At 60.4% G+C, this 17,878-nt stretch carries 12 protein-coding genes and 1 pseudogene; 10 read left to right on the forward strand and 3 right to left on the reverse strand.

Features of this window, described 5'->3' with window-relative positions; genetic code table 11:
* Positions 1-25: 25 nt before the first annotated feature.
* Complete coding sequence (locus tag C0Z16_RS24590) at positions 26-259, reverse strand: hypothetical protein (protein ID WP_175130724.1); 234 nt, start codon at positions 257-259, stop codon at positions 26-28.
* A 1,081-nt stretch (positions 260-1,340) separates the two neighbouring features.
* Between C0Z16_RS24590 and C0Z16_RS24595 the strand changes: the two genes are divergently transcribed.
* The 5 genes from C0Z16_RS24595 to C0Z16_RS38930 all read left to right on the forward strand — a co-directional run bounded on the left by C0Z16_RS24595 (position 1,341) and on the right by C0Z16_RS38930 (position 9,428).
* Complete coding sequence (locus C0Z16_RS24595; protein ID WP_244201344.1) at positions 1,341-4,763, forward strand: autotransporter outer membrane beta-barrel domain-containing protein; 3,423 nt, start codon at positions 1,341-1,343, stop codon at positions 4,761-4,763.
* 874 nt (positions 4,764-5,637) lie between these two features.
* Positions 5,638-6,225: a hypothetical protein gene (locus C0Z16_RS24605; protein ID WP_146014341.1), complete on the forward strand. Its 588-nt coding sequence runs from the start codon at positions 5,638-5,640 to the stop codon at positions 6,223-6,225.
* Between the two features lie 879 nt (positions 6,226-7,104).
* Positions 7,105-8,097: an IS110 family RNA-guided transposase gene (locus C0Z16_RS24615; RefSeq protein ID WP_102634674.1), complete on the forward strand. Its 993-nt coding sequence runs from the start codon at positions 7,105-7,107 to the stop codon at positions 8,095-8,097.
* Between the two features lie 48 nt (positions 8,098-8,145).
* Complete coding sequence (locus tag C0Z16_RS24620; protein WP_244201345.1) at positions 8,146-9,105, forward strand: reverse transcriptase domain-containing protein; 960 nt, start codon at positions 8,146-8,148, stop codon at positions 9,103-9,105.
* 47 nt (positions 9,106-9,152) lie between these two features.
* Positions 9,153-9,428: a group II intron maturase-specific domain-containing protein gene (locus C0Z16_RS38930; protein WP_244201346.1), complete on the forward strand. Its 276-nt coding sequence runs from the start codon at positions 9,153-9,155 to the stop codon at positions 9,426-9,428.
* 827 nt (positions 9,429-10,255) lie between these two features.
* Here C0Z16_RS38930 and C0Z16_RS24630 read toward each other — a convergent pair.
* A complete protein-coding gene (locus C0Z16_RS24630; protein ID WP_146014342.1) occupies positions 10,256-10,720 on the reverse strand; it encodes a hypothetical protein in 465 nt (154 codons plus the stop codon).
* A gap of 684 nt (positions 10,721-11,404) precedes the next feature.
* Between C0Z16_RS24630 and C0Z16_RS39605 the strand changes: the two genes are divergently transcribed.
* The 4 genes and pseudogenes from C0Z16_RS39605 to C0Z16_RS24655 all read left to right on the forward strand — a co-directional run bounded on the left by C0Z16_RS39605 (position 11,405) and on the right by C0Z16_RS24655 (position 15,432).
* Positions 11,405-11,872, forward strand: a complete 468-nt coding sequence (locus C0Z16_RS39605) for a Gfo/Idh/MocA family oxidoreductase (RefSeq protein ID WP_102634676.1) — start codon at positions 11,405-11,407, stop codon at positions 11,870-11,872.
* A gap of 3 nt (positions 11,873-11,875) precedes the next feature.
* A pseudogene (locus C0Z16_RS39610) lies at positions 11,876-12,184 on the forward strand (sigma 54-interacting transcriptional regulator); the annotation flags it as partial.
* Positions 12,185-13,508: 1,324 nt separating this feature from the next.
* Positions 13,509-13,658, forward strand: coding sequence for a hypothetical protein (locus tag C0Z16_RS38250; protein WP_167403555.1), 150 nt, complete (start codon positions 13,509-13,511; stop codon positions 13,656-13,658).
* A gap of 112 nt (positions 13,659-13,770) precedes the next feature.
* Positions 13,771-15,432 (forward strand): Nramp family divalent metal transporter, encoded by a 1,662-nt coding sequence (locus C0Z16_RS24655; RefSeq protein WP_102634679.1) that lies wholly within the window; start codon positions 13,771-13,773, stop codon positions 15,430-15,432.
* A gap of 41 nt (positions 15,433-15,473) precedes the next feature.
* On the opposite strand, the gene C0Z16_RS24660 is transcribed toward C0Z16_RS24655, so the two are convergent.
* Entirely contained in the window at positions 15,474-16,544 is a 1,071-nt protein-coding gene (locus C0Z16_RS24660) for a LacI family DNA-binding transcriptional regulator (protein WP_102634751.1), read from the reverse strand.
* 241 nt (positions 16,545-16,785) lie between these two features.
* Between C0Z16_RS24660 and C0Z16_RS24665 the strand changes: the two genes are divergently transcribed.
* Positions 16,786-17,850, forward strand: coding sequence for a fatty acid desaturase (locus tag C0Z16_RS24665; RefSeq protein ID WP_244201347.1), 1,065 nt, complete (start codon positions 16,786-16,788; stop codon positions 17,848-17,850).
* The last annotated feature ends 28 nt before the right edge of the window (positions 17,851-17,878 follow it).

The raw sequence follows: 17,878 nt of genomic DNA on the forward strand, positions 1-17,878 counted from the left end.
GCACCGGAATGGGCCCCGGCCAGCCTCATAGCAGGAATGCACCTTGGCCCCGGGCGCGAGCCGGCAGCGCTCCCTTCGCACGGCGCACACAATCGAGCACCGCTGCGGTGTCGCCGCCTTGCACGCTGTAACGACTTGGGCCACGACGACTATCGCTCGCCGTCAATCTCCAGGATTTGTCGCCGAGTTCGGAGCTCATGTATAGCTCGACGTCGATTGCCGTATTCTCGTCTTGTGGGACGGCTTGGGTCGTGGACATTTCCGTCTCCTTCGCACAGAGTTGGAAATTCCGTTTTAGCTAAACGGACCTTTCTCCCGTAGTCCCACATAGCATCTTAGTGGCACTCCCGTTTGCAAAACCTGAATTTGGCTGACTGGCCGGTTTGGAGAAAGTTGTCTGACCGGAGTGGGTCGGTCCGTGCCTTCCGCATATCTGGTGCGATTAACGATCCTGCGAGTTCTGCGCCGGCCCGGTTCGGCCACTCGGGGTCATTCGGCGAGCGCAAGGGAAAGTCAATCGACTGACCGGTTCGCCCCCTCCGAAAACGATCTTCGCAGTGATGCCAAGTTGGGAACCCGGTGGTCGGATGGCCGTACCCAACGCCGCCTATCAAATGCTTATGTATTAGCGCATATAGGTCCCGCCTGTAGCGCCAGAACGACAATATCGTCGCGCAGGGCCGTGCCCGAATTGATTGAATCCTCGATCTAACTTTTGTTAATAGTTTTTTTCGGCCGCGAATATATTATCCGTGAGTTCTCGGTGAATCGATTAAAAGTCTTTCCTTGAAAGTGTTCTCCTGGCTCGGTAAGGAACGTGAGGCTCCGTATCAAGCCATCGCAGAGGGCTGCCATACCACGCAATCCCAGGTCTGGGACCTGCACGTTCTTTCAGAAATCGAGCGCGCGAAGACAACACCGTTCTCAGAAACTGCGCTGACGCATCAACTACGTCGCCCCTGTAGCTGGAAATCGGTCGCCGGCCGAATCCCATATTCCGGGCCGGAGCATGAATACACAGTATGACCTACTAAACTGCCAAGGTGAAACGCATGACCAGCAAATTAACCAGCCCTCAGTCTTATGCCAGTCCGTTGAAGCGAATGCCGCAGCGCGCCCGGGGAAAGCGCGCTTCTGTGCCGCGACCAACCGCAATCTGTCTTGCCGCTCTCGCATATATTGCGGCCAACCCTTCGTTGTCTTATGCCAATTGCACCACGTCGAATAACACGACGACTTGCGATTCAAGCGCGCCGTCGCCGTGGACGAGCACGATCGGGACGGGACCGGCCACCGTTTCAGGCTCGACAGTAACAGTAGGTACGAATGCGCAGATTGCAGTGGGCGATATCACAGCAATCGCGCTTGCCGACAATGCCACTATCGTCGTTCAGTCGGGCGCACAAGTGACAAACATCGCGCAGAGCGGTAACGGCACGTACGGCACCGGCGCCAACACAATCGACTTCCGCAACAACAGCACGCTGACAGTGGAACAGGGCGCCGCCGTTATTTCGGGCGGAACGCAAGGCAGTGCCGAAGCCGTCAACCCGGAGGGAACCGGCAATACCATTGTCAACAATGGGACGATCCAGGGCGTCCGCAGTGCAGCGATCTGGTTCCAGAATACAACCGGCTCTAACACCGTCATTAACAACGCGACTGGCTTGATTGAGGCGCCCGCAAACGTCATGGGAGCGTCTGGCAACGGCGCGGTTGACTTCACCAACCGCGGGCGGGTGATCGGCAATCTCGTCTTCGCCGGCGGCAACGATGCTTTGCACCTTTACACTGGCTCGTCGGTGAGCGGAAGCATCAATGGAGGGGGCGGCAGCAACCTGGTAACACTGAACGGTACCGGGACAGGCACGCTGCCGACCGGCATCACGAACTTCCAGACGCTACAGAAACAGGACAGCGGCACCTGGACGATCGGCAGTTCGCTCCGCACGATGGGGATCACATCCACCGAGGTCCAGCAGGGGACGCTCGCGCTGACTGGCGATAACACGCAGTACACCGGCACCATGCTCGTCGATCAGGAAGGTGTCCTTCAGGGATCGTCGCAGAGCCTGCCCGGCGCGATAACCGACAACGGCCTCGTGAGGTTCGCGCAGACGAGCGACGGCAGTTATGCAGGGGTCGTCAGCGGCACCGGCTCAGTAGAGAAGAATGGTGCCGGCACGCTCACGCTTGGCGGCGGCAACTCTTACACTGGCGGGACGGTGCTCAGGCAGGGCGTGCTTTCCGTATCTGCGGATAGCGCGCTCGGCGGGACGGCAGGCGGCGTGACTTTTGACGGCGGCACACTACAGCTTGGCAGCAGCTTCGGCCTGGCCAGTACGCGTGCGTTATCGGTTGCGGCAGGCGGCGGCACGATCGACACCCAGAGCTTCCAGTCGACGATTTCGCAAGATGTGACGGGCGCCGGCTCGCTGTTCAAGACCGGGTCCGGCACCTTGACGATAGACGGCTCGCTAGTAGGGGCGATCGCCGCGGAGGTGCGACAGGGCACGCTCGTGCTCAACGGCAGCGGCGCCCAGCACACCGGCAGCGTAACCGTCGATCAGTCCGCCATTCTGCAGGCGAGCGCGCAAAGCCTGCCATCGACCGTGATCAACAACGGACTGACACAATTCCAGCAGAACGTTGACGGCACCTATGCCGGGCTGATCAGCGGAAGCGGCGTCGTAGAGAAGGACGGGCTCGGCACCTTGACGCTCGCGCCCGGCGGCGCGGGCAATACCTACACGGGCGGCACGGTGCTCAAGCAAGGCGTGCTGTCGGTGAGCGCCGACAACGCGCTCGGCGGCGCTACGGGTGGCGTGTCCTTCAATGGGGGCACGCTGCAGCTCGGCAGCAGCTTCGATCTGGCGAACACGCGTGCGATCTCGATCGACGCGAGCGGCGGCACCATCGATACGCAGGCATTTCACTCGACCGTGGCACAGAATATCAGTGGCGTCGGCGCGTTGACCAAACTCGGCTCTGGTACGTTGGTGCTCAATGGGGCGAATACGTGGTCAGGCGGCACGACGGTCAGCTCGGGCACCCTGGCAGTGGGCGACGCATCGGCATCTGTGGCGTCGATCACCGGTCACACCAGCGTATCCTCCGGAGCGACGCTCGGCGGCTACGGCACGGTCAACGGCGACGTTACCAACAACGGGACCATCGCGGTCGCCGATGCGCTGGCGCAGTTTGCCGGCGGCGCGCAGGGTATCGCCACCGCCAACCGCACCATCGCGGTCGCCCATGCATCGGCGCAATTTGCCGGCGGCGTGCACGGCAGCTTCACCATCAACGGGACATTGACGAACGCGAATCTGGTGCAACTCGGCGGCGGCCAGAGCGCCGGCAATACGCTCGTCGTCAATAACTACGTCGGCAACAATGGCACCCTTGCGTTGAATACCGTTCTCGCCAGCGACAATTCGGCGTCGGATACGCTCGTCGTGAACGGCGGCACGGCGACCGGCACGAGCACGCTGAAGGTGACGAACGTGGGCGGCCAGGGCGCGGCCATTACGTCGAACGGCATCCAGGTCGTCGCCGCGACGAACGGCGCCATGACCGATGCCGACGCCTTTTCGCTCGCAGGCGGAACGATGAAAGCAGGCGCGTACGAGTACTACCTCGCGAAAGGCGGCGTGACGTCCGGCACGTCGCAGAACTGGTATCTGCGGAATACGCTGGTCGCTGCGCAGAGCACGCCGGACGACCCGAACGGCAGCGGCGCGGTCGCGGCAAGCCCTACGCCCGCGGCGGGTACGCCTGCGCTTCCCGCCGCGGGCCCAGATCCGGTCCCGCTTTACCGCCCGGAAGTCGCTCTCTATGCAGAGCTTCCCGCAGTCGCGCGGCAACTGGGGATGATGCAGATCGACAACTTCCATTCGCGCCACGGCGAGCAGTCGCTGCTGAACGAGACCGGCACCCTCCCGGCGACGTGGGGACGCGTGTGGGGCGGACACACCACGCTGTCGCAAAGCGGCGACGTCGCACCCGGCTTCTCCGGCTCGATGATGGGCACCCAGGTCGGCCAGGACGTCTATGCGCGGACGACGGCTAACGGCCAGCGCGACCACTACGGGCTGTTCCTCGGATTCGGACGCGCAACGGGCGACGTCAGCGGCTTCGCAGTCGGCGTGCCGGATTCGGCGGCCGGCCATCTCGGCATTAGCGCCTATAGCGTGGGCGGCTACTGGACCCACGTCGGACCGGGTGGCTGGTACACCGACGCGGTGGTGGCGGGCAGTTCGCTGGTGGTGGATTCGTCGTCGCGCGATGGCGTGAAGGCGACGACGCACGGCAATGCGGTTACCGGCTCGCTCGAAGGTGGTTTGCCGTTTGCGATCGGCCACTCGCTGACGCTAGAGCCGCAAGCGCAATTGATCTGGCAACGTCAGACCATCAAAGACCTCAACGACGGCGTTTCAAACGTCACGTTCAGCAACGGCAATACGATGGTCGGCCGTCTAGGGGTGCGCCTCTCCGGCGTCTACGATGCAGCACGCGTGACCTGGCAGCCTTATGTGCGGTTCAACGTGTTGCGTTCGTTCGGCGGCAGCCATACCACGACGTTCGACGGTGCGACGCCGATCAGCACGTCGGTCGGGCAGACGACCGGGCAGATCGACGCGGGACTCGTGGCGAAGCTGACAAAGCATGGAAGTGCATTCGCGACCGTCAGCGTCGGTACGAACCTTGGCGGCGAGCATCAACGCGTTGTCAGTGGAAACGTCGGCGCACGCTGGACCTGGTAGGGCGGTCTTCGCGCGGCAGTCGGCTTTCGCCAGATCTTGCAAAATCCCGATGGGACCGCCTTCAGCTCTGGCACTACTTACATCGCACACTGGTGATGGTTAATCGCTTTGCAAATCCGTCAAGGAACGGCTCTGCTTTTGTTCAGGGCGAGTGGCCGGTTCAGATCGAAGTCGTATGAACGCGCACGTTGAAAGCGGTGTTCCGACCGCATAAGGCTCAAGTCGGCCCACAAACAGCCATTCGACATCCCTGTGAAGATCGTCGAGAATGGTCGCTCGCGCCAGCTGGCTAACAAGTGGGATATTCCGATGCAGTCCTTCGCGATAATGCACAAAAATCAAACCTGGAGGGGACGCGCATGCCGGAAGAGGTCATCATTCCATGTTGGAGACGTGGCCGACTCTGGCCTACGTTGGCATATTTCGCTGCAGTCACCGCGAGCAGCTTGAGGTTATACAAATCTAGCCATGCGGCAGGGCACTGGATCGTTGCTTTGTTCGCCATACTGATCGGAGTTCCGGTTTGCAGACTGTGTCTGAAGAAACGGTTTGTTTTCTCCCGGCAACCGAAAGCAGTGCGGCGTGAACTCCTGTTTCTCGGAATACGGTTAAAAAATGAGTCGCTGGACTCCGCACGGTTCAAATGGGTTCGTTCGCGCATGGGTTCGTTTGAACCCCGGGACGCGATCGTTGAGCTTGGGATGGAGCATTCTTACGATGCGTTAGCCGTGCAAACGATAAAATATGCCATGGGGGAAACGCCAGAAGTAATTGCGACTCGTGGTCAAATCGCTGAAGTACTCGGCGTTGCGGACCGAGGTCACGAACGACTACCTCCGCAAAGAAGTATGGGCTAGTCGTGTTGCACCATAAGATGAATGATATGCAACCGTCAGATTGCGACTCCTTAGATTGGCCGCTTCTCTGCGTAAGTGCAGCAATTGCCTTGATGAGCACGGTTGCGATTTCAAATGACCTGTTCATTATTTCGCTGTTACTGCTCGCCCCAGCCGCATGCGTAGCAGTCTGGATCGCAATCGGATTATTTTATGCGGTCAAGTCGGCGCGTGTCCTTCGCTTAACGTCTTGCCTGGTCGCCGCCATGTTCGCGTACTTCTCCGCTCAATGGCTTTTGCCAGGGCACGACGCTGTCCAGCAGACAACTGCAAACTTCCAATTTGAAGGGAAGAGAGCCACCTATGAAGCGTCGGTTGCAAACCATAAGCTGGCCGATCCCAAGCGGAATTTCGTTCTCTTTGAGGCAAGGGAAGACTGGCAGCGAGGAGAAGTCGATCGGCGCATCGCGTACGATGAAACTGACACGCTCATTAGCGGATTACCCGGTCAGGTCGGACGGCTGATCGAGCAGCAATCACCTGAGGACGCAACTGAATTCGCATCGTGCCGCTGGAAAGTCAGACACATAGACGGGCACTACTACGCTGTCGATTTCTTCTGCTGACGACAGTGCAACAACCGATGGCTTGGTAATACCAACGTCCGGTTTGCTCAATGCCGAAGGTCCCCTCCGAGTGTGCGCCGTGAAAAGGCGGCGTTTTCCAGCGGGTGCAAGCCCCGCCCGGCAACCGCTCCAGCCGGAAGCAACCGGAGCAGCTATGGAGGTAACGAAGTGGCTGAAGCCTCTGGTAATGCGTGTCACGAATAGGTGACAGCGCGAGTGTGCAGGCCGTAACGCGAGTGAACGCCGAGCAAACCTCGAAAAGGACGATGCGCAGGCCGACCCGGCAACCCTATCGGGGAAGGCTGATACGACTGGGTGAATGAGCAGGCTGGACGCCCAGTCGCTGCGCCGGGGTAGTGGCGACAGCATGTACACAAGGAAAGCGTACGCAACACGGGAAGTCCCTCGGCGTGGTCAGGGATGGCCAACCGGACGCCCGCGAGGGACAGGCCGGGCGCCTTGGGATGACGGAGAGGCCCGTAGTACCGGTGAAGCCGGGTAATGCCGGTGGAGGGAAGGGGCCTCAGTTCAAGACAGACGCAATACGTAGTGAGGACGTGGAGATTGGGCAACCTTGTATCTTGAAGTTGGGTTTGAAAGGGGCTGTTTTTATTCGTGGTAGAGGGCTTCGGAGCTTGTGGGCGAAGCGGAGCGCAGTGGGCAACGCGCAGCGTTGTCCACGGTAAGCTTCGCGGTGCGTCGCAGGCGCATAGTCCACAAATCCAAAGTCTCGTGTTTCTGTCGGTTTGGCAAAGCTCGTGTAGCCCGATTCAACCTGGGGTGTGAAGCCCGTTTGATAGCAGAAGGCGCACGAGCCGAGCCGCTCATCGAAAGCCCGAACAGTTGTCTGAACCTAATTCGCATTTACAAGGAGGGGCAATGACGAGCTTGCCAGATCCGAATCTGAGACCGGTCACGATTGGCATCGATGTGGCAAAGGCCACACTGGATGTGGCAATCGGCCAGAGGATGCATACGCTGGGCTTCGCGAATGACGTGGACGGTATCGAGGCACTGCTTGCGATACTGGCGCAGCATCCGGTCGCGCTGATCGTGCTGGAAGCTACCGGTGGACTCGAAATGGGCGCAGCCTCTGCGTTGCAGGCTGCAGGGTATGCAGTGGCAGTCATCAATCCGCGGCAGGCGCGCGACTTCGCGCGTGCGATGGGGCAGCTGGCAAAGACTGACCGTATTGATGCGCGCATCCTCGCCCAGCTTGGCGAAGTCATTGAGCGTCATCCCGAACGGGAGAAGTTCGTCAAGCCGTTGCCGACCGCCGAGCAGCAAACGCTGGCCGCCCTGGTTTCGCGCCGCAGGCAGTTGATCACGATGGTTGGCGCCGAACGCAACCGGCTGGCCTTGGCACACGCCCAGACTCGCAGAAGCGTCGAGACGATTATTAAGACATTGACAGACGAACTTAGGCGTGTCGATGACGACATTTCCGGACACGTCCGGACGCACTTCTCTGATCTGTCGGCGCTGCTGCGCAGCGTCAAGGGGGTGGGCACTGCGACGATCGCCACCTTGATCGCCGAAGTGCCGGAACTGGGGCGGTTGTCGCGTCGGGAGATAAGCGCACTGATCGGTGTTGCACCGCTCAATCGTGACTCCGGCGCAATGCGGGGCAAACGCACGATCTTCGGCGGCCGCGGCAGTGTACGGCGCGTCCTGTACATGGCGGCGTTAGTTGCCGCTCGATTCAACCCGGCCATCAAGAATTTTTACGATCGCCTCGTCGCCGCTGGAAAGCCGAAGAAAGTCGCGCTGGTCGCCTGCATGCGCAAGTTGCTGACCATCCTCAATGCGATGATCAAGCTCGGTGAGCCGTGGAATGCATCGCTTCATGAGCCAGATCTAAAAAACGCTTGATCTTCAAGACAGTTGCTATCAACTCCGATTCGTGTTCAGAAGCTGCAGATGGCGTTACACGCGAAAGCGAAGGCAGAAGCCGGGTATCGCTTCTACGCGCTGTACGACAAGATCTATCGCGAGGATGTGCTGGCGCATGCGTACGCACAGTGTCGATCGAACAGGGGCGCACCGGGTGTCGATCGGCAGGACTTTGCGGAGGTCGAAGCGTACGGGGCGCAGAAGTGGCTCGGCGAACTGGCGCTTGCGCTCAGGCAGGAGACTTACCGGCCGGACCCTATCAGAAGAGTGTTTATCCCGAAGGCCAATGGCAAGCTGAGGCCATTGGGTATCTCGACCCTGCGGGATCGGGTGTGCATGACAGCAGCGATGCTGGTGCTCGAACCGATCTTCGAAGCGGACCTTCCACCGGAGCAGTACGCTTATCGTGCGGGCCGCAATGCCCAGCAGGCGGCGATCGAGGTGGACGAACGGCTGCACCGAGGGCAAACGGACGTCGTAGACGCGGACTTGGCGGACTACTTTGGAAGTATTCCGCACGCCGACTTGATGTTGTCGCTCGCGCGACGCATCGTTGATCGGCGTGTGCTGCATCTGATCAGGATGTGGCTGGAATGCCCCGTTGAAGAAACCGATGACCGAGGCCGGCAGAAACGGACGACGGAGGCTCGAGACAGTCGGCGCGGGATTCCACAGGGCTCCCCCATCTCACCACTGCTGGCGAATGTTTACATGCGCCGGTTCGTGCTGGCGTGGAAGAAGCTCGGGCTTCAGCGCAGTCTTGGCAGTCGAATAGTGACCTACGCAGACGATCTCGTCATCCTGTGCAAGCGAGGCAAGGCTGAAGAGGCATTGTTGAAACTTCGCGAGATCATGAGCAAGCTGAAGCTGACGGTCAACGAGGAGAAGACGCGAATCTGCAAGGTGCCAGAAGGTGAGTTCGACTTCCTGGGTTTTACGTTTGGGCGGATGTACTCTGCAACGACGGGTCAGGCCCGTTGGGCATGAAGCCGTCGAAGAAGAGTATCCGGCGCATGGTCGAAAAGATTCATGCAATGACCGCCCTCCGGACGGTATGGCAAGAGACCACGGCGTTGGTGGGCAAGTTGAACCGCACGTTGCGCGGCTGGGCGAATTACTTCCAGATAGGAAGCGTCAGCCGGGCATACCGAGCAATCGACAGCTACACCGCGACGCGGTTGCGCCGGTGGCTACGCAACAAGTACAAGCTCAGACGTCGCAGGGGCGGGACTTATCCATCCCCGCATCTCTACGGGTACTTCGGTCTCGTACGTCTGAGCGCACGTGGGGGCGTAGCCTGGCGTGTGTGAAGGCGTGATGTCTTGTCCGAGAGCCCAGTGCGGGAGATCTGCACGCTGGGTTCGATGAGCGGGATGTGGAAACGGGGTTACGGCGACGTTATTTGCGCACCGCCAGACGAAAGAGGCGGCAACAGACAAACCGAACCTACTGCTACCGCGCCACATCTCGACTCTACCGAACGGAGCCGAACGCCGTTGGACTCAGTTCGGCCAATACTGTTGAAAATGTCGCTGCAAGGGCTTTTTCAGTCCTCCTGCGCGAAAAGCGACCTCTCAGATCGGCCCAGAAACCGCTCGAGAACCTTGGTCAGGGGTAAGAAGACCCCCGAAAACCTCGCGATAGAGACGGCGAGCGACTTTTTCAACGGCTGGCCATAAGCGGTCGATGGAAGTCACCGAATGGATCGCTGACGATGAAGACCTACGCCCTTCGGTAATTCGACTTGAAAGCGTAGCGAATGTCCGCTTCCAAGATGCGCGCAGGTCTTTTGCGGGTCGGGCGTGTGAACTCGCTGATACAGGAAGCTGCCGCCGCCACTGTCGGCGATCTATCCCTCTGCCAACCTGAAACGCAATACTCTCCAGCGTCGGCATTGGCTGAAGTCATCGCGTTGGCTGTCAGGCACGGCTCTGCCCTGCCCACTGCGGCCACTGGCGTGCGATTTGGTCTAGTCATTCGAACGTCGGTACTCTCCAGGTAACCGACGTTCGCTTCGGAATGATCGCAGAGTTGTTAGAACTGGATGAGGTCGAGGGTCATTATTGCTGCGCTTGCGGCAGCAGTGGATAGTGGCCGCGCTTCAGTGCAGTCCGGTGCGGTCTCGCCGCGTTGCCAGTCAAGGCTGCGCGGAGGGTGGTGCGAGGCTCGCGCGCACCCGGTACAGCAGTGAAGGATCCTGGCCGACGATTTGCCAGTTGACCCATTGACCCGCCGGCACGACCAGTCCCGGATGGCTCGCATGCACCAGGAACGGCTGCGGCGGCAGCTTGCAGCCTTCCGAGGTTTTGGGCGTGGTGTCGCTTTCGAGCGTTTCCTGCGCCTCGATTGCGATTACCGACCCGGTCGAGTCCGCCCGCAGCGGCGACACGGTGATGGTGCGCTGCAAATCGATACTGCCCGCAGGCTGTTCCTTGCAGCCGACTTTGTGCGTGACAACCTTGTGATGCTTATTGGGCCGAGCCTGGCCGACCGCGGTCGTTCCATCGAATGAATCGACCTGCAGGCCATCGCGGATTACCTGCAGCGTCCAGTTGACGACGGGCTGCACGGGGGGCGGCGCATAGGGCTGAGGCGCTGGCACTGGTTGTGCAAAGGGCTGAGGTATTGGCTCTGGCTGCTCTGCGGGTTGCGACATTGGCGCTGGGAGCCTGGAGGGTGCTGGTTGCACGGTGGGCTGCGGAGCGGCCTTATGAGTGGGCGCATGGACACGCCTGTGTACGGGCCTGTGAGCCGGCTTACGAGCCGACTTTTCAATAGGCTTTTCAGCAGCACGGATTTCAGCAGTAGGGTTTTCAGCAGGCTCTTGAGTGGGCTGTGGAGCGGACGCGGGAGGGGGAAGAGGAACGGCGCGCACCACAGGTTGCGAGGCCGGGACCTCGGGCTGCACCACACCTTGAAACTGCGTCTGCGCGCTCGCGGGCATGAACGCGGCGGCAGCGGCGGACAGAGCGGCGTCGACGCAGTTCTTCCTCAACTTCATGTCTGCAGGCTCCATGCACGTGTACCCGTCGCACAGGTGCCGCACAACGCGTGCCCGACGTTCGGTGGCGAGGAGGCAGAGCCCTCATCCATTTCGCTCGGGAGCTCGCAGATATCGCTCTGGTTCTGCTACAACGCGCGCAACGGCGCGGGCCGAACGCCGTCGACACTGACGAATTTAACCGGACCAAAATCCTATTCGCGCGGTGAGTCGCTAAAAGCTTTCCGTATGAGCGTTCTCCACCGGCATTCCGGGACTAGGGCCGACGTGAATCATCGGGACGAAATGTATGACGACAAAGTGCCCGACATGATCGATAACGCCTACGTCATCGTCGAGTTCAGGAGCGGGCGTCGTGCAAGCCTCGATCTCTGTATGTTCGCGGACGGTGCATACTGGCAGGAAGAGTTCTCTGCCGTCGGCGACAAGGGCAAGATCGAATGCTTCGTGCCGGGTGCGAGCAGGCATTGGCCCGGGCGCGGTGAGCGCCAGGCCGAAGTGGTCGTGAGCCGGCGCGAGCCGAAGGGTCCGGCGCGGCGTACGGTAGAGGTCGACGAACATCTGCTTATCCTCGGGGCGCATCATGGCTCGACTTATTTCGAACACCTCGGCTTTCAGCAGTCGGTGCTGGAAGGGGCAAATGTCAGAGTGACGGTGGAAGACGGCCTCAAGGCGGTCGTCATCGGCCTGGCAGCCGAACAGTCGATCCGTGAGAGGCGAGTGATCCAGATCGAGGGACTCAGCCTTCATTGAACACGGTACCGTCTAGATGATCTGACCGGCACGTCACCGGCCATCGAGCTGGTACCGCGGCTCGCGCGCGGCGGGGGCCGCACATGATGTAACTGTCCTGCTGACCGGTGAAAGCGGTACTGGGAACGAACTCGTCGCGCAGGGCATACATAACACGGGCCGCAGGCGTGGCAGTCCGTTTGTCGCGATTACGCGGCGCTGCCGGAAGGGTTGATCGAAAGCGAACTGTTCCGCAACGAGGAGGGCGCGTTCACTGGCGCGCGGCGCGGCGGCAAACCCGGGCTCTTCGAAATCGCGCATACAGGCACGATCGTTTTCAGGCGATCAATGCCTCAGAAACTGCACCCTTGATAACGGGAACTACGTTGAGGCCGAACTGACTGACGCCGTTATGCGACGCGCCTTTCGAGAGACCGCCGGAAAAGTCGATGGCCGGCGACGCGAGCAGGTAAAGCGCGCGAAACGCGCACAAAGCGTTCGATATGCATGATTCAACTCCGGTCGAACCCGGACGGTTCGGTCAACGTTCGATGAGCAACGCGCGTGCAGAAAGGTCAAACGCTGGTGTCCGCGTTCTTACGCAAACAGGGAGCGAGCTACAGACAGACCGCACGGGCGGTCCCGAAGAAGCGCGCTGACCCGGCAATCGGGGTCAGCGGCGAGAAGGAAAGTCCGGCGTCGCTAACGTGCGATTGCAGTCTGGGTGCCGGCACGGGCCGGCTTACAAGATCGACTAGGGCTTGCGTCCACGAAGGACTCTCCTGTTGGTAATTCAGGGCGGATTCTATGTGTGCATTCTGTGAAAGCCCAAGCAGAAGTTATCGTGTACTGCTTAGTAGCTTGAATAGCGATGCGGAGCACACCGGCCCGTGCTACGTCGACAGCATGCGGTACGACGTACGAGCACACCAGCGTCGCAGATGTGCAACATGCACTCGCGAGAAGCAGTCATTGCTGCATGTGTACAAAAGAACAAAAAGAAGGTGGCATGCGAATGATTTGCATCCTTCGGAAAGTAACGGATTCGAAAGAAAAATCTTCGAAATAATCGTTGACTCGGCTCGCGCGTCGTTACTAGAATTCGCCTGTTTCCACCAAAGGGGCATATGCCTTGGACAGTTGCAGTAGTCGACCTTCGAATAGTTTTTCTGCCTGACCGGCACGACGTCCGCCTGGATTCTTCCCTAGCCGCCGTCCTGCCAGCAGGCAGACGGTGCGCACCGCAGTAGCTTTCGCAGTTTCTCCCCCGCGCATCCCTTCGATTGGCCGCCGTCGTTGGCGTGTGTGCTGTCGCGCGCGTTCGTCTACGCGGAACCCGGCGCGCGGAGCCATGGGCTCACGACGCCGCTTGTTCACGCAGTTTTCGCGCACGCTATACCGTGCCGGATCCAGCGTGTGGTTAAACACGTCCTTCACGCGTAAATCGGACCCGAAACCAGAGAGAAATTTACGATGCCCGACCCTGAGCCTTGTTCCTGCACAACTCGCCTTGCGTTCTCCCAGAACGCAGGCCGCTTCGCCTGACATCTGGCTGCACACGTTCCTCCTCCAACGCTCGGGCATTGCGACCCGCGTGAGTGAAACGAAGGCACACCTGATCGATGGCGCCACGTTTCAAGATATTGGAGGAATCACCATGCGCTTCGCTCTACTCGTTTCGCAACTGCCGCACGTCGAAGAAGCTCGCACGCACTACAACGGCATGCTCGCGCTCGACGCCCGTTCGCAAGCATCGGCCGGCGTGCTCGCCGCCATCTGGGCGGCGCTCAAACAGCTCGCCCGCTGACGCGGCCTGGCGTGGCCTGCTGCCTGTCCACTGCGCCAACACCGGCAGGAGGAAAGGCAGGTCCATGCCCCAATCATCGAATTCAAAAAGCACTGCCAAGGAATAAGTAAAAATGTCCACCACACCCGCAAACATCAGGCAACGTCGGAGTGCCGTGCTCGACGACGCCCATGTGGGCGATATCAAAGGCGCCCTCGGCACAATTTCGCACCACGATACCGCCCCTCGTAACAACTGGATGGCGCGCCTGCGCACGCTGCTCGCCATCCTTGGCCCCGGCCTCATCGTCATGGTCGGCGATAACGACGCCGGCGCGTTCGGCACCTATACGCAGGCCGGGCAGAACTTCGGCACGTCGCTGCTGTGGACCCTCGCGCTGCTGATCCCAGTTCTCTACGTGAACCAGGAAATGGTCCTGCGCCTGGGCGCCGTGACCGGCGTCGGTCACGCGCGCCTTATCTTCGAACGCTTCGGCAAGTTTTGGGGTGCCTTCAGCGTCATCGATCTTTTCCTGCTTAACGCGCTCACGATCGTCACCGAGTTCATCGGCATTACATTCGCGCTCGACTTTCTCGGCGTCTCGAAGCTGCTTGGCGTCTGCATCGCAGCGGTGCTGACAATGTCGGCGGTCAGCACGGGCGACTTGCGGCGCTTTGAACGCTTCGCGATCGTGCTGTGCCTATTGAGTCTCCTGCTGATCCCGGTGCTTGTCTCGATCCACCCGCCTGTGAGCGTCATCGCGCGCGACTTCTTTGTGCCGGCCTGGCCGAAGAATTCCAAGCTCTCCGACGTGATGCTGCTCGTGATCGGCATTGTCGGCACGACCGTCGCGCCGTGGCAGCTGTTCTTCCAGCAGAGCTACGTTATCGACAAGCGCATCACGCCGCGCTTCATGAAGTACGAAAAGGCGGACCTCTGGATCGGTATCGTCTTCGTGATTGCCGGCGCCGTGGCGATGATGGCCTTCACCGCAGCGTTGTTCCACGGCAGGCCCGAGTTTGGCAACTTCACCGACGCAGGTGGCGTGATCGCCGGACTGCACAAGTACGTCGGCCAAACGTCAGCCACAATCTTCGCCGTCGCGCTGCTCGATGCATCGATTATTGGCGCCGCCGCCGTCTCGCTCTCGACGGCCTATGCGATTGGCGATGTCTTCAAGGTCAAGCACTCGCTGCATCGCAGCGTGCTCGACGCGAAGGGCTTTTATCTCGTCTACTTTGGCATCATCGCGCTCGCTGCCGCCCTCGTGCTGATCCCAGGCAGCCCGCTTGGCCTCCTGACTGAAGCCGTGCAGACGCTGGCCGGCGTGCTGCTGCCGAGCGCGACCGTGTTCCTGCTGCTGCTTTGCAATGACAAGGCTGTGCTCGGCCCATGGGTAAACTCCCGCAATTTGAACTTGTTCACGGGCGCCGTGATTGCTGCCCTCGTCGTTCTCTCGATTATCCTGACCGCCGCCACGGTGTATCCGGATATCAGCGGTGCGGCGATTCTCAAGATCCTTGGGGGCGGTTGTGGGCTTGCGGCAGCCGTGTACGCTGCGGTGGAACTCTCGCGCAAGTCGAGCGGCGCCGCGAGTCCGGATGACGCATTGCCGCTCAACAAGCCAGCGCTCAAGGAGTTGCGCAACACGTGGCGCATGGTTCCGCTCCAGGACCTGCACGCGCCGCAGCACCTGACGTTGTCGACACGCGTGTGGATGGGCGTGTTGCGCACCTATCTCGTCGTCGCAGTGGGTCTAGTCATCGTGAAGATCGTGCAGATGGCCGTTCATTAGGCGCCGAAGCCGTTCCTGAAACGCCCACACGCTCGACGCCTTCAATCCGGCAGCGAAGGCAGATATGCCGTGCGCCTCACGTTCGCCGGGCAGAATATCCGGAACTCTACCGGTCCCGGTGGGGGGGCATCTTCGACCACTTTGCACGCATGCAGCATGTGCTGCAGCGCGGATATCACCTGTCCATCCGGATCCTGGTCGATTGCGACATCCATCGTATGTTCCTCAATGTATGTGCGGTGCAAGTCCAGCATTTCATGGCTCACCCAGACGACCTGTCCGGCCGCACCGAACTTGCGCAACGCGGCTTCGATACCGGGCGAGCCATACCCGCTGCTGTAGATGCCAGCCAGATCGCCCCGCTTCAGTGCACTGACGACGGCGCGATAACACCTGTCCGGGTCATCTTCGGTTTCCACCTCCGCGCTATCGCAGACGAGTTCCGGAAAGCATTCAGCAAGCTGTGACCGGCAACCGCCGATCCGGTCGACATGTGCGCGATAGTCCTTGCGGCTGCACAGCAGCAGCACCCGTCCGGACCGTCTTGCAAGCCGGCCAACGAAGTAGCCAGCGGTGCGTCCGGCACACAGGTTGTCGATGCCCGCGTAGTGCAGGCGTCCCACGTCGCGCACATCTGTGACCATCGTGACCACCGGTTCGCCGCGTTCGATCACGGTGCGCAAAGCATCGCGCACTCGCGGCGTGTCGTGAGTCGTCACGATCAACCCCGATCGCTTGTAGCGCGGATGAAGAATGGCGTCGGTAATCACGTTGTCATCGGCTTCAGGAAGAAGCGACCGGTGCATGACGACCCGCTTGTCCAGCATCTGCATCGAGCGTTGCAAGGCGAGATTCAGGCGGCCAAAGAAAGGCGTGCTGTTTTGCGGCAGGAGCACGTCCACGTGCATCAGTCCGTGCCGTGTATCCGGCAGAACGCGCGGCACGGCGAGCTGCCGGGCCGCTGCCACGACGCGCGCGCGGGTTGCAGCTGACACACTGCCGCGTTCATTGAGCACCCGGTCGACGGTTGCAGGACTGACACCCGCTGCGTCGGCGATTTCAATAAAACGCGCCGTGCGCTTGCGCCGTGACGGTGGTGGGGCGTCGGTCATGTCGTTGTCTCCGGTTTGCTTATCTGTTTTGTTCTGAGTTGTTTGTGCCGCGGTCGCGCCGTTGGCGCGGCCCAGCATTAGTTCGTGCTTTTTTAACGCTACGGGATTGACGAAAAAACGTCAATCTTTTCGTTGAGAGGCGTATGGCGGTCCCTTATCTTGCAGTCATGGCTTCGCTGCGCTCGTGAGCTTCGGGACAGCCGGAAGAAGCCGATCTGAATGAGAAAGAAAGGAGACGCAGGTGTCGAACTCACCTCTGAATATGCCATGCGCGGGTAGCCTTGCACATACCGGTTTCGCCGCGCGTGAGGCATCCACTGCACATACCGAAGAGAACTGGTATCGCCCCGACATCCCACGCCAGACGCTCAAGCAACTGATGAAGCGCAGCGACGCTGAGGGACTGAAGAACTTCGGCCTGTGGATCGCGTTGCTGCTCGCATCGGGCGCCGCGGCATTCTATTCGTGGGGGACGTGGTGGGCGATTCCGGCCTTTTTCGTCTACGGCACGATCTACTGTTCGAGCGACGCGCGTTGGCATGAGCTTGCGCACGGCACGCCGTTCAAGACGCCGTGGATGAATCAGGCCTTCTACCAGCTGTGTTCGTTCATGACAATCCGTGAGGCGACGCTCTGGCGTTGGAGTCACGCTCGCCATCACACGCATACGATCATGGTGGGACGCGATCCCGAGATTCAGGTGTGCCGCCCGCCGCAACTCGTCACCATCCTGCTGGATTTCTTCTATCTGATTGGCGGCACTACCGAGATCGTCAAGACGGTGCGTCATGCATGCGGGTCGATCAGCCCGGAAGTCGCCGATTTTGTGCCGGCGATGGAGCGCCGCAAGATGATCTGGATCAGCCGGTTCTATGTCGTCGTCATGCTGGCGGTGATGGGTTGGTGCATCGCGATTCAAAGCGTTCTGCCGCTGATGTTCGTGTGGACGCCGCGTTTTTACTGCGGCTGGTTCCACCAGACGCTCGGCCTCACGCAACACGCCGGCATGGCCATGAACGTTGCCGACCATCGGCTCAATACGCGCACGGTCTACATCAATCCGGTGTTCGCGTTCCTCTACATGAACATGCAGTACCACATTGAACATCACCTGCTGCCGATGGTGCCCTATCACGCACTGCCGAAGCTGCATGAAGCGATCAAGCCGGAGACGCCACCCGCATATCCAGGCCTCTGGTCGGTCTACAGGGAAATGATTCCGACCTTGATCCGCCAGCGGCGTGATCGCTCTCACTTTATTCGCCGCCACGCCCCGCATCGCGAGCCGATACGCTCGTCAACCTGAAAAACGTCCGGAACAGGGAGTATCTGAA

The sequence above is a fragment of the Paraburkholderia rhynchosiae genome, from assembly GCF_002879865.1.
In the GTDB taxonomy this organism is placed as follows: domain Bacteria; phylum Pseudomonadota; class Gammaproteobacteria; order Burkholderiales; family Burkholderiaceae; genus Paraburkholderia; species Paraburkholderia rhynchosiae.

Coding starts and splice junctions, on each gene's coding strand:
- C0Z16_RS24590 (WP_175130724.1), bottom strand. CDS start 259: ATGTCCACGACCCAAGCCGTCCCACAAGACGAGAATACGGCAATCGAC.
- C0Z16_RS24605 (WP_146014341.1), top strand. CDS start 5,638: ATGAATGATATGCAACCGTCAGATTGCGACTCCTTAGATTGGCCGCTT.
- C0Z16_RS24615 (WP_102634674.1), top strand. CDS start 7,105: ATGACGAGCTTGCCAGATCCGAATCTGAGACCGGTCACGATTGGCATC.
- C0Z16_RS24620 (WP_244201345.1), top strand. CDS start 8,146: ATGGCGTTACACGCGAAAGCGAAGGCAGAAGCCGGGTATCGCTTCTAC.
- C0Z16_RS38930 (WP_244201346.1), top strand. CDS start 9,153: ATGACCGCCCTCCGGACGGTATGGCAAGAGACCACGGCGTTGGTGGGC.
- C0Z16_RS39605 (WP_102634676.1), top strand. CDS start 11,405: ATGTATGACGACAAAGTGCCCGACATGATCGATAACGCCTACGTCATC.
- C0Z16_RS38250 (WP_167403555.1), top strand. CDS start 13,509: ATGCGCTTCGCTCTACTCGTTTCGCAACTGCCGCACGTCGAAGAAGCT.
- C0Z16_RS24655 (WP_102634679.1), top strand. CDS start 13,771: ATGTCCACCACACCCGCAAACATCAGGCAACGTCGGAGTGCCGTGCTC.
- C0Z16_RS24660 (WP_102634751.1), bottom strand. CDS start 16,544: ATGACCGACGCCCCACCACCGTCACGGCGCAAGCGCACGGCGCGTTTT.